This is a genomic window from Fontibacillus forbon (genome assembly GCF_046559655.1).
Taxonomy (GTDB): Bacteria; Bacillota; Bacilli; order Paenibacillales; family Paenibacillaceae; genus Fontibacillus.
The window spans coordinates 83,765-96,526 of record NZ_JBKGFV010000005.1 but is presented as its reverse complement, the minus strand read 5'-3'; the positions used below and the strand labels follow the sequence as shown (position 1 = coordinate 96,526).

Below are 12,762 nucleotides of genomic sequence, written 5' to 3'. Positions count from 1 at the left end.
GATCACGTAAGTTAAGGTCACGTAAGTTAAGGTCGGGCCCGTCATGCCGGATCAAAACTGCTCAGTTCAGTCCGTTCGGAACTGGCCGGAACAGTTCCCGTTCAGATCAAATCAGCAAATTAAATAAATTCAGATCGCGGTTCAATTCCGTGTAGGCGATTCCTTTGGATGCCATCCGGCCGACCAGCGCCTGATAGTCTTCTTTGTCGCTTAGTTCGATGCCGACCATGGCAGGGCCGTTCTCTTTGTTGTGCTTCTTGGTATATTCAAACCGCGTGATGTCATCGTTCGGACCTAGTACATGCTCAAGGAATTCCCGCAGCGCGCCCGCCCGTTGCGGGAAGTTGATCAGGAAGTAATGCTTTAGCCCTTCGTAAATGAGCGAGCGTTCCTTCATTTCCTGCATCCGGTCGATGTCGTTATTGCCGCCGCTGATGATGCAGACGACCGTTTTCCCCTTGATCTGCTCCCTGTACATGTCCAGTGCCGACACCGGCAAAGCCCCCGCCGGCTCGACAACGATGGCGCTGTCATTGTACAGTTCCAGGATCGTTGTGCACGCTTTGCCTTCGGGTACTTTAACGATATCGTTAAGCATTCCCGCGCATATTTCAAAATTCAGATCACCCACGCGCTTTACAGCCGCTCCGTCAACAAACTTATCGATCGTGTCCAGCGTAACGACTTTTTTACGCTTGATCGCTTCCGTCATCGAGGCCGCTCCCGACGGCTCCACGCCGATCAACTTGGTTTCCGGGCTAACCGTCTTCAAGTAGGTGCCTACGCCCGAAATCAATCCGCCGCCGCCAATCGTAACGAAAACGTAGTCCGCCGGGGCATCCAAACTCTCCATGATTTCCATCGCGATCGTCCCGTTTCCGGCCACGATCTTGGGGTCGTCGAACGGGTGAATGAACGTCATTCCCCCTTCATTGCAAGCTTTCATCGCTTCTTCAAAAGCATCGTCGTACGTGTCTCCGGTAAGGATAACATCCACCGAGTTGCCTCCGAACCGCTTCACCTGCTTGATCTTCTGGTTCGGCGTTGTGCTCGGCATGAAAATTTTGCCCTGAATGCCCAGCGCGTTACATGAAAAGGCTACTCCTTGAGCGTGGTTTCCCGCGCTCGCACACACGATGCCTTTGGCAAGCTCCTCCTGGCTTAAGCTACGAATCATATTATATGCGCCGCGAATTTTAAAAGAGCGGACAACCTGCAAATCCTCCCGTTTTAAATAGACTTTGCAATCGTATTTTGCCGACAGGGTTGGATCCAACTGCAGCGGAGTGCGTCTCACCACTTCCTTCAGCACATGGTGCGCACGCACGATATCTTCCATTCCGACTGTATGCCTTTCCGTATGATTCATCTCTATCTCCTCGCTTTACCATTTCTCTCATTCTTCTAAAGTTACACCTGAATCGGCCGGGGTTCAAGAGGTATCTTCATAATAACGATTTCATCGCAAAAAATCAGACAAACGCCCCCTGGCCCGGCTGCGGATCAGCTTCGGCCAAAGGGCGCTTGCATAAATATCTTTAGCGCTTTTTAGGAACGAGACTCGGCTTGGGTTGCACCTCAACCTTGTTGACATGGGCGATCTCGGTCAACTTCCATTCCGTTTCGCCCAGCACAAGATCGGCGGGAAACTCTTCTCCCTTTTGCAGATAATTTTCGCGTCCGAGTTCGTCGGTATACAACCCTTCCACTTCCACAATTTCGCGTGAAACCGGAAGCATGTCCTTTTTCTCCTTGCTCACTATAGATCGCCTCCTCAAGGATAGTATCTCCCCGGCCAAATCGTTTATCCATAGGGGAAGACGCTTACAAACTCCTTGTCGGCGAGGCTTATCATGCGGGAAGTTCATCCCGTCTGCCGCCTTAGATTCTTGTTACCGGACGAAGTACCGCATACCCGTATCCTTCGGGAAAATGACGCTGATAATCTTGCATATTCTCTTCATTCCAAACATAACCCAGCGTTTCGGGCTTAAAATTCCATGCCAACGCTTCGACCGCACCCATCACGGCTCCATTGTCCTTTAAATAGTCAAAAGGGGGATGGTAAAACACCAAATACTCGGATTCCGGAATTAGTCTGCTCTCCATTCCGTCCGGAATGGTACCCTTATCGAAGACGGGAACGGGAATGCCATAGAGATACCCTTTCTTCCCGTTCTCATAAAACCAGCCGGCCGTTTGTCCCAATTGTCCGGGTAAGGTTCGGGATGACATGCTCTCCAAAGTACCGCATATTTGATCGCAATCATGCCCGTTTGACCAGAACGAGCCGTAGTTCGATACCTCAATATCGCGTAGCCCGATAAATTGATGTGCCGGAATGCATTCCGCTTTCACTTCGATAGGCTGGATAACGGATTTAAAGTTCATGTTCCATTGCTCCCTCAACGCATAATGATAAGGAGAAAATACTTCCTGCCGGATTGCCAGCCGAATGGGACGTTTGGATTTGCGATAGGCGCCCGGAGTTATGTCGAATGCTTTGACAAACGCCCGGGTCATCGCCTCCTGGGACGAGAAACCACACTCTACGGCAATATCCAACATGCGCTTATCCGTATCGCGGAGCTCCAGGGCGGCACGGCTTATTCTGCGCATCCGGACATAATCACGTAGCGTCATCCCGGTCAGCGAATGAAATTGCTTGGTGCAGTAATGCGGCGAGTAACCGAGTTGTTGCGACATTTTTAACAGCGAGGGCGTCTCATCCAAATGTTCATCCACCCAGTCGATCATCTTCTGGACCATCTCGTTCCATTCGTACATTTCCGGCATTTCTCCTTTCATTTACAATGTACCACGATCCTTTTTAGCGCTTTTGATCTGAATTGCAATAACCAAGGCCGCCCGATTATGGACGGCCTTGATTAACAGTTCGTTTATTCATTATACCAATGCTTTGGCAGCAATGTCAGTACGGTTATGCTTGCCTTCGAAAGCAATGCGGTCCGCCGACGCATACGCATGATTCCTGGCTTCGGCGATATCGCGGCCCAGTCCGACGACGCCAAGTACGCGTCCGCCGCTTGTGACCCACTCGCCGGATTCATTCTTGGCCGTACCCGCATGGAATACGAGACCATTCTTCTCCGCGTCGTCGAGCCCCGAAATCGGCAGGCCCTTCGGATAGGATGCAGGGTATCCGCCGGAGGCCAACACAACGCAAACCGCAGCTTCTTCGCTCCACTCGATCTCCACATCAGCCAGCGTACCGTTAACCGCCGCCAAAAAAATCTCCAGCAAATCGCTCTTCAGCCGCGGCAGAACCACCTGGGTCTCTGGATCGCCAAAGCGGGCGTTGAACTCAATCGTCTTCGGCTTTCCGTCCGGCCCGATCATCAGCCCGGCAAAAAGGACACCCCGGAAATGCCGTCCTTCCTGAACCATCGCTTTCGCCGTCGGCTTGATGATAGTTTCCAGCGCTTCTTCTATAATGCTGTCCGCGATATGCGGCAGCGGAGAATAAGTGCCCATTCCCCCCGTATTCGGTCCCCTATCGCCGTCGTATACCTGCTTATGATCTTGGGCGGCCGCCATCGGACGCACCGTCTCTCCGTCCACGAACGACAGGATCGACATTTCCTGACCCGACAGGAATTCCTCGATCACAACCTGGCTGCCCGACTCACCGAATACTTTATCGACCATGATTTGCTTCAAAGCCAGTTCCGCTTCTTCCCGGGTAAAAGCAACCGTTACGCCTTTCCCCGCGGCCAACCCGTCCGCCTTGATGACGATCGGTACAGGTTGGGCCTGCAAGTAATCCAGCGCAACTTCGTAATCGTCAAACTTTTCGTAGGACGCCGTCGGGATTTGATATTTTTTTAACAGATCCTTCATGAAGGTTTTGCTGCCCTCGATCAGCGCCGCATTTTTTCGTGGGCCGAACACCGGAATATCCTTCGCTTCAAAGGCGTCGACAATTCCGTCAACAAGCGGATCATCCGGTCCGACAACAACAAGCCCAACCTGCTTCTCCTTCGCAAAGTCAGTCAGCCGTTCGAATTCATGGACCTGAATCGGAACCAACTCCGCGATTTGCCCGATTCCGGCATTTCCCGGCGCGCAATAAATGATGCCGGCATTCGGACTCTTGGCCAAGGCCCAGCAAATTGCATGTTCGCGCCCGCCACCGCCGATTACTAAAATATCCATACAGCTCCTCCTACGTGTCTCCGGGCTAATCCCGTAGATTCGATTCATATGTTAATGCATTAACGACCCGATCCGTTTCCGAATCGAAGAGTTCCAACATTAAATTGGTCAGCTTCTCAAACATGTTGCTCATTCAACATGCGACTCAACTTTACCTCGTAAAAAAAAGGCAGGGCCGCCGCAGCGGTCCTGCCGTCCAGGCCTTAGCTTAATGTTTGAAATGTCTTACGCCGGTGAATACCATGGCAATACCGTACTCATTGGCCACTTTGATCGATTCCTCGTCTTTAACGGAACCGCCCGGCTGAATAACCGCGGTAATCCCCGCCTTAGCGGCGATCTCAAGCGTATCTCCCATTGGGAAGAACGCATCGGACGCAAGCACGCTACCTTTGGATTTGTCTCCCGCTTGCTCGATGGCGATCTTCGCCGATCCTACCCGGTTCATTTGACCGGCCCCGACGCCAACCGTCATGTCATCCTTCGCCAACACGATGGCATTGGATTTCACATGCTTAACTACTTTCCAGCCAAACAGCAGTTGTTTCAACTCTTCTTCTGTCGGTTTACGATCCGTTACAACCTGAAGATCGCTTTCGGTCAAAGAGTGAACATCGCTTTCCTGAACGACCATGCCGCCTTCGATTGAAGTGACGACAAACTGGCTGCTCCGGCTGGCTGCCGACTCCAAACTGCCAAGCTTGAGCAGGCGAATGTTTTTCTTCTTCGTCAACACTTCCAGGGCTTCCGACGTGAAACCAGGCGCCAGAATAATTTCAAGGAAAATCTCTTTCAGCAGCATCGCCGTTGCTTCGTCAATGATCCGGTTGGCTGCGACGATCCCGCCAAAGATCGATACCGGATCGGCATCGTAGGCCTTACGGTAAGCTTCGTAGATGCTCTCGCCGACGCCGACCCCGCAAGGATTCATATGTTTTACGGCCACTACGGCCGGCTCTTCAAACTCCTTCACGATTTGCAGCGCCGCATTTGCGTCATTGATATTGTTGTACGACAATTCTTTGCCGTGAAGCTGTTCGGCTGTCGTCAGTGTATCCGCTGCAGCCAGCGGTTTGCGATAGAATGCCGCTTTTTGATGCGGATTTTCGCCGTAACGGAGGTCCTGAATTTTCTCATAGGTTACCGTGTAACGCTCAGGCAGCGGATCTCCGGTCACGTTCGACAAATAATCGGAGATCAGCGCGTCGTAGGCCGAGGTATGACGGAATACTTTGGCTGCCAACCGCTTGCGCGTTTCCAGGGATGTGTCTCCGCCTGCGCGGACCTCCTCCAGAACGGCGCCGTAATCGGCAGAATCGACAACTACGCTGACAAAAGCGTGGTTCTTGGCCGCCGAACGCAGCATGGTCGGCCCGCCGATGTCGATGTTCTCGATCGCATCTTCATACGTAACATCCGGCTTGGCGATCGTCTCCTGGAACGGATATAGATTTACGACGACCAGATCGATGTAATCCAGCCCCAGTTCCTTCATTTGAGCCTGATGCTCCGCGCTGTCACGTACGGCGAGCAAGCCGCTGTGAACGGCAGGGTGGAGCGTTTTGACACGACCGTCCAGAATTTCCGGAAAACCCGTCACATCGGAAATCCCGATGACAGGAACTCCCTCCTTCGACAACAGGTTCTTGGTGCCTCCTGTCGAAATAATCTCCACACCCAACTGTGACAATTCACGGCAAAACTCCACGACGCCTGTTTTGTCAGATACGCTAACGAGCGCTCTTTTGATTCCCACGATTCGCTCCTCCTTTAAATTGAGTAATCCTGACCCCGATATTTCTCGGGAAATATCGAAACCTCATCTGTCCGGCTGAAAAAGACGCATTTTACTGTCGTACAGTGACTTTTCTGCCTTCCACCGTAATTCGGCCGCTTGCAAACCACGACACGACTTGCGGGTACAGCTCTTTTTCCGCTTGATGGATTCTGTCTTCCAGTGTCTGAATATTATCATCCGGCAGCAAAGGAACCGCCGCTTGCGCCACAACCGCGCCCGTATCCATGCCTCCGTCCACCAGATGCACGGTAACGCCGGTTACCTTCACGCCGTATTCCCATGCCTGTCCGATCGCATCTTTGCCCGGAAACGCCGGAAGCAGCGAGGGATGAATGTTGATCATTCTCCCCGCATAAGGTTCCACCAGAACCGACGTAAGGAGCCTCATATATCCTGCAAGCACAATGAGATCTACCTCATGTTTTTCGAGCTCCGCGACAATTTCCGCTTCGTAATCTTCACGACGGGCATACGCCTTAGGCGTAAAAAGAAAAGTATCTATGCCCGCTTGCCGTGCGCGCTCTACCACCGGAGCCTGCGGCTTGTCGCAAACTAACAGGACAATTTCCGCGGAGCCAAGTTCGCCTGCTCGCGAGGACTCCAACAGCGCTTGAAAATTGGTTCCCTGGCCGGAAGCAAACACCGCGATCCGGTATGAGGAAGACGACGCCATTACACTTCCGCTCCCTTAAACGTAACGATGCCTTCGCCGGAAGTTACCTTTCCGATCACATAAGGCGTTTCTCCCACGGCGCGAAGGGCTGCCAAGGAAGCCTCGGCCTCCTGTTCCGATACGACGATGACAAGGCCGATGCCCATATTGAACGTCGTAAACATATCCCGGTTGCTGACGTTGCCCTTTTGCTGTAGCAGCGAAAAGATCGGCAAAATCGGCCATGAGCCATAGTCGATTTCGACGTTTACTCCCTCCGGCAGAACGCGCGGAATGTTCTCGATGAATCCGCCGCCGGTAATGTGAGCCATCCCTTTGACCTTAACCTGTTCCAGCAGGCTGAGCACCGGCTTCACATACAGCTTGGTCGGCGTCAGCAGCACCTCGCCGAGCTTGTCGCCGCCGAGTTCCGGCAGACTGTCGTGCAAGCCGTAACCGGCTTGCTCCAGCAGCAGCTTCCGCACCAGCGAGAAGCCGTTGCTGTGCACGCCGCTCGACGCCAGGCCGATCACCGTGTCGCCGGCTGCGATCGTGCTGCCGTTGACGATTTTGCTCTTGTCGACCACGCCGACCGTAAACCCGGCGATGTCATATTCGCCTTCGCTGTACATGCCCGGCATTTCCGCCGTTTCGCCACCGATCAGGGCACAGCCCGATTCATGGCATCCTTCGGCAATCCCGGCCACGATCGACTCGATCTTCTCGGGCACCACTTTATCGCAAGCCAGATAATCGAGGAAGAACAGCGGTTCCGCCCCTTGAACGACAATGTCGTTCACGCACATCGCGACCGCGTCGATTCCGATCGTATCGTGCTTATCCATCGCGAACGCGATCTTCAGCTTCGTGCCTACGCCGTCGGTTCCCGACACCAGCACCGGCTCCTCATATTTGTCTTTGTTCAGCCCGAACAAAGCCCCGAAACCGCCCAAATCCGTCATAACCTCCGGACGGAACGTCCGTTTGACGTGCTTCTTCATCCGCTCTACCGCTTCATTGCCTGCCGCGATATCCACACCGGCGTTTTTGTAAGCTTCAGACACGTAAGGACACACTCCTCAAAATGGATTTATTGAACACGCCCAACACTTGCAGCCGTACTTGTTGAATTGCACGGAACCGTCGTTTTACATCAAACAGTACCGAATCGCTTCTTATGGCATCAATTCAATTTAACTGTAAAACCTACAGGTAAATTCTCGATAAACGCTTCATCATGCAAATTAACTGGAAAACCTCCAGCTATTTTGCTCGAAAAGCTCCCTCTTGGCCAAAAAACCCGAAATTAACTGGAGAAAATCCAGCTATTTAAGAATAACGGTCAAAACCGGGAAAATTAGCTGGAGAAAATACAGTTAATTTTCAGATGACATCCACATTTGGGCACTAACTTGGCTTCAGGCATTACTCGATGCGCTCGAAAGAAAAAAATTACTCTACCTTGAACTTAGCTATGCCGCCGATTTCTGTTACTCACACCATACTTATTTACTCTGCCTTTGTCCGCAACTCTACTCTATCTTCTGAACCTGGCTCAGTTGCCGAACCCCGGCACTAACTCCGAACTTATCTCTCTACTCCTGTTTCCGAACATTCATCTATCCTGAGCCAGCTCAGTCATCGAACGCTGATTCAACTCCGGAGCCACCTCTTTGCTCCGTCCAGACGGGTCCAAATCCGTGACTTCCGGCCCGAGACCCGGCATTATTTCATCCCATGAAATACAAATGTCGTGAAAAATCAGCAGGTGCAGCCGAATTTCTCTTCGCCGTCGAAATCGGTCCGGGTCGGGTAATCGTTGTCGAAGCAGGCCATGCACAGGCCGCCTTTATAGTCGTCCCGATTGTCGCCACCAACGGCTCGGACCAGGCCCTCCGGCGTCAAAAACTGCAGCGAATCCGCATTAATCTCCCGGCGGATTTCATCGACCGTTTTGGACGAGGCGATCAATTCGCCCCGATCCGGCGTATCGATCCCGTAGAAGCACGGGTTCTTGAACGGCGGCGAGGTGATGCGCACATGCACCTCGGTCGCCCCGGCTTCGCGCAGCAGATTGACGATGCGCCGCGACGTCGTGCCGCGGACGATCGAGTCGTCGATCATGACGACGCGCTTGCCTTCCACCACGCGGCGGACGGCGCTCAGCTTCATCTTCACGCCCTGCTCGCGCAGCTCCTGGCTCGGCTGGATGAACGTCCGGCCGGTGTATTTGTTTTTGATCAGACCGAGCTCGTAAGGGATGCCGGTCTGCTCCGCGTAGCCGATGGCGGCCGAGATGCTGGAGTCGGGCACGCCGGTGACCACATCGGCGTCCACGAACGACTCCTGCGCCATGACCTGCCCCATCCGCTTGCGCGAGGCATGCAAGTTCGACCCGTTTAGATCGCTGTCGGGACGGGAGAAATAAATGTACTCCATCGCGCACAGCGCTTTGCGTTCGGGCTCGGTATACCGGTCTTCCCGTAGCCCGTTCTCATCAAGCACCAGCATCTCGCCCGGCTTGATGTCGCGGATCGTCTCCGCGCCGACCACCTCGAACGCGCATGTTTCGGACGAGAACAGATAGGCGTCGCCCAGCCGTCCCATCGTCAAAGGACGCAAGCCGTTCGGATCGCTGGCGACGAGCAGCTTGTCGTTCGTCAGCAGCAGGAAGGCAAAGCCGCCGACAAGCTGCCGGAGCGCGTCCTTCGCCGCTTCGACGAAATCCTTCGGCGACCGCGCGATCAAATGCGCGATCACCTCCGTGTCGCTCGTCGTCTGAAAGATCGAGCCGCTTTGCTCCAGCTCGCGGCGGATTTTCGGCGCGTTCACGATATTACCGTTCGTCGCCACCGCCAGGTCGCCGTCGCGGTATTTGAAGATCAACGGCTGCGCATTGGTCAAGCGGCTGTCGCCGCTCGTCGAATACCGCACATGGCCGATGGATCGGTTCCCGGCCAGCGAGGCCAGCTTGTCGCGGTCAAACACCTCTTTGACCAGCCCCATGCCGCGGTGGTAGTTGAACGACTTCCCGTCCGTTACGCACAGCCCGGCGCTCTCCTCCCCCCGGTGCTGCAAAGCATGCAGCCCGTAGTAGGAAAGAGAGGCGGCCTCCCCATGGCCGAATACGCCGAACACGCCGCACTCTTCTTTTAAGGTATCGAATATATCGCTTCGTCCCGTGCCTTCGTTATAATAATCGCCTGTCCAAAGCCCTTGCGGTATTATTTCATCAGACATGGAATGGTGTCCTCCCAGACCCGCTTGAGTCCCTCCACCGGTCTGTTCAGGGCGGAAACTCCGCCTACGTGAATGACAAGGTTCTCGCCTGCCACCCGTCCGATTCTTTGTACCGGAACACCGCGCGAAGCGATGAAATCCTGCAGTTTCTCCGCTTGTTCCGCAGAGGCGGAAAGCAGGATCCGGGACTGTGATTCGCTGAACAAGGCCACATCGGGACGCAGCGTGGAATCAAACTCGACAATGGCGCCCAGGCCGCCGCTAATGCAAGATTCCGCCAGCGCTGCCGCCAAACCGCCTTCCGACAAGTCGTGCGCGGAAGCAACCAGCCCGTTTTGGATTGCGCCAAGAACGGCATCCAGCAGCTTCTTCTCCACCGCCAGATCCAACTGCGGCGGGCGTCCTTCCGTCACGCCATGCACGGTTGCCTGGAATTCGCTGCCCCCAAGCTCGCCACGCGTCTCGCCGAGCAGCAGGATGACGTCACCTTCGGCTTTGAAGCCCTGCGTCGTAATATGGTCGGTATCGTGTACCAGTCCGACCATCCCGACGACCGGCGTCGGATAAATTGCGCCTTTGGCATTCTCGTTGTACAGGCTGACGTTGCCGCCGATAACCGGCGCGTCCAGCACGCGGCAAGCTTCCGCCATGCCGTCGACCGCCCGCTCCATCTGCCAGAAGATTTCCGGCTTCTCCGGACTTCCGAAGTTCAGGTTGTCCGTAATCGCCAGCGGCTCCGCACCCGAACAAACGATATTACGCGCCGCTTCGCTGACCGCGATCTTGCCGCCTACTTCCGGATCCAGATAGACGAATCGTCCGTTGCAATCCGTCGTCATCGCCAGGCCCTTACGGGTCCCGCGAATCGTTACGACCGCAGCATCCGAGCCCGGACGAACCGCCGTGCTGGTGCGGACCATGTAGTCATACTGGTCGTAAACCCAGGCTTTGCTCGCCACCGAAGGCGATGCCAGCACTTTTTCGAGCGCTTCCCCAAGGTCGGAGACCTCCGCGTAACGCAATGTATCCACGGCCGCGTTTTGCTCGTAATAAGTTGGTACAGCGGACGGTTTTTCATAAATCGGGCACTCGTCGACCAGCGCCGTTACCGGCATATCGCCTACGATTTCGCCATGATGGAACAGCTTCAGGCGGCCATCGTCCGTCACTTTACCGACCTTAGAGCAAATGACGCCCCAACGTTCGAAAATCTCCATCGCCTGCGCCTCATCCTTCGGCTCGACGACGAACAGCATCCGCTCCTGGGATTCGGACAGCATCATTTCATAAGCCGTCATGCCCTCTTCGCGTTGCGGCACCTGATCCAGGTACAACTCAAGCCCGTTGCCCGCTTTGCTCGCCATCTCGGCGCTGGAGCAAGTAAGCCCGGCCGCGCCCATGTCCTGAATGCCGAGCACGATGCCCGTGTCGATCAGTTCGAGGCAAGCTTCCATGACGAGCTTCTCCATGAACGGATCGCCGACCTGCACTGCCGTCCGTTTAGCTTCCGATTCCTCGGTCAGTTCTTCCGAAGCGAACGTCGCGCCATGAATACCGTCGCGGCCCGTCGGCGGACCAACATAGAATACCGGGTTACCTACGCCTTTAGCGACGCCGCGTTGGATTTTATCGTGATCGATCAGCCCGACGCACATCGCATTAACCAGCGGGTTGCCGTCATAGCTGTCGTCGAACACAACCTCGCCGCCTACCGTCGGGATACCGATACAGTTGCCGTAACCGGCGATACCGGAAACGACATGCTCGAATAAATACTTCACGCGCTCGCTCTCCAATTTGCCAAACCGCAAAGAGTTTAACAAAGCGACCGGTCTAGCACCCATGGAAAAAATATCACGGATAATGCCGCCCACGCCCGTCGCTGCGCCTTGATAAGGCTCTACCGCCGAAGGGTGATTGTGACTTTCAATTTTAAATACAACCGCCTGGTTGTCGCCGATATCGACGATCCCCGCACCTTCACCTGGACCCATCAATACGCGGGGGCCGCTGGTAGGAAAACGGCGCAGCAGCGGTTTGGAGTTTTTGTAAGCGCAGTGCTCGGACCACATTACGCTGAACACGCCGATTTCCGTATAGTTCGGTTTCCGGCCGAGGAATCCGCAGATCAGTTCATACTCGCTATCCGAAACGCCCATCTGTTTGTAAATTTGCTGTTCTGCGATTTGCTCCGCATTCGGTTCTTTAGCGGACACTTGCTGACTCATGCCGATCCCTCCATGCCTTTAATATCGAAGTAAACATCTTTTTGCCATCATCCGAGCCAAGCAGGCTATCCACCGCACGTTCCGGGTGGGGCATCATTCCGACCACGTTGCCGCGTTCGTTGGAGATGCCGGCGATATCATCGACCGACCCGTTCGGATTATTCACGTATTTAAAAATAATCTGGTTATTTTTCTTCAATTGGGAGAGCGTGGCTTCATCGCAATAATAGTTGCCTTCGCCATGCGCGATCGGAATCGTAATCTCTTCCCCCGCAGCGTATTGCGTCGTAAACGGATTGCCGTTGTTTTCTACGCGAAGCACGGTATCGTGGCAGCGGAACTTCAGCGACATATTGCGCCGCAGCGTACCCGGCAACAGTCCGGCTTCGGTCAAAATCTGGAATCCGTTACAGATGCCAAGCACATATTTGCCTTGCTCTGCGGCTTTCGCGACTTCCGCCATGACCGGAGCAAACCGGGAAATGGCGCCGCAGCGGAGATAATCGCCATAAGAGAAACCGCCAGGAACGAGAATGCAATCATAAGCGGAAAGATCCGTGGCCGTGTGCCACACGTAGTCGACAGGCTCCCCGATCGTATCTTCCACCGCTTTATAGCAGTCGATATCACAGTTGGAACCGGGAAATACGAGTACTGCGAATTTCATA

Annotated in this window: 10 protein-coding genes; all 10 read right to left on the bottom strand. The window is 54.4% G+C overall.

The window, feature by feature from the left end:
• Positions 1-106 precede the first annotated feature (106 nt).
• The 10 genes from ilvA to purQ all read right to left on the bottom strand — a co-directional run bounded on the left by ilvA (position 107) and on the right by purQ (position 12,761).
• Positions 107-1,369, bottom strand: coding sequence for a threonine ammonia-lyase IlvA (gene ilvA / locus ACLB09_RS19340; RefSeq protein WP_410771493.1), 1,263 nt, complete (start codon positions 1,367-1,369; stop codon positions 107-109).
• A gap of 169 nt (positions 1,370-1,538) precedes the next feature.
• Positions 1,539-1,760: a hypothetical protein gene (locus tag ACLB09_RS19335; protein ID WP_410771492.1), complete on the bottom strand. Its 222-nt coding sequence runs from the start codon at positions 1,758-1,760 to the stop codon at positions 1,539-1,541.
• Between the two features lie 121 nt (positions 1,761-1,881).
• Positions 1,882-2,787, bottom strand: coding sequence for a helix-turn-helix domain-containing protein (locus ACLB09_RS19330; RefSeq protein WP_410771491.1), 906 nt, complete (start codon positions 2,785-2,787; stop codon positions 1,882-1,884).
• A 120-nt stretch (positions 2,788-2,907) separates the two neighbouring features.
• The gene (purD, locus tag ACLB09_RS19325) at positions 2,908-4,176 is read right to left on the bottom strand and encodes a phosphoribosylamine--glycine ligase (RefSeq protein WP_410771490.1); all 1,269 of its coding nucleotides are present in this window, start codon (positions 4,174-4,176) and stop codon (positions 2,908-2,910) included.
• Between the two features lie 208 nt (positions 4,177-4,384).
• Entirely contained in the window at positions 4,385-5,932 is a 1,548-nt protein-coding gene (gene purH, locus ACLB09_RS19320) for a bifunctional phosphoribosylaminoimidazolecarboxamide formyltransferase/IMP cyclohydrolase (protein ID WP_410771489.1), read from the bottom strand.
• 91 nt (positions 5,933-6,023) lie between these two features.
• Positions 6,024-6,647 (bottom strand): phosphoribosylglycinamide formyltransferase, encoded by a 624-nt coding sequence (gene purN / locus ACLB09_RS19315; RefSeq protein WP_410771488.1) that lies wholly within the window; start codon positions 6,645-6,647, stop codon positions 6,024-6,026.
• Positions 6,647-7,690, bottom strand: a complete 1,044-nt coding sequence (purM, locus tag ACLB09_RS19310) for a phosphoribosylformylglycinamidine cyclo-ligase (protein ID WP_410771487.1) — start codon at positions 7,688-7,690, stop codon at positions 6,647-6,649. The genes purN and purM overlap by 1 nt, the downstream gene beginning before the upstream one ends.
• A gap of 697 nt (positions 7,691-8,387) precedes the next feature.
• Positions 8,388-9,866, bottom strand: coding sequence for an amidophosphoribosyltransferase (gene purF / locus ACLB09_RS19305; protein ID WP_410771486.1), 1,479 nt, complete (start codon positions 9,864-9,866; stop codon positions 8,388-8,390).
• Positions 9,851-12,094 (bottom strand): phosphoribosylformylglycinamidine synthase subunit PurL, encoded by a 2,244-nt coding sequence (gene purL, locus ACLB09_RS19300; protein ID WP_410771485.1) that lies wholly within the window; start codon positions 12,092-12,094, stop codon positions 9,851-9,853. The genes purF and purL overlap by 16 nt, the downstream gene beginning before the upstream one ends.
• Positions 12,072-12,761, bottom strand: coding sequence for a phosphoribosylformylglycinamidine synthase subunit PurQ (gene purQ / locus ACLB09_RS19295; RefSeq protein WP_410771484.1), 690 nt, complete (start codon positions 12,759-12,761; stop codon positions 12,072-12,074). The genes purL and purQ overlap by 23 nt, the downstream gene beginning before the upstream one ends.
• Between the last annotated feature and the right edge of the window lies 1 nt (position 12,762).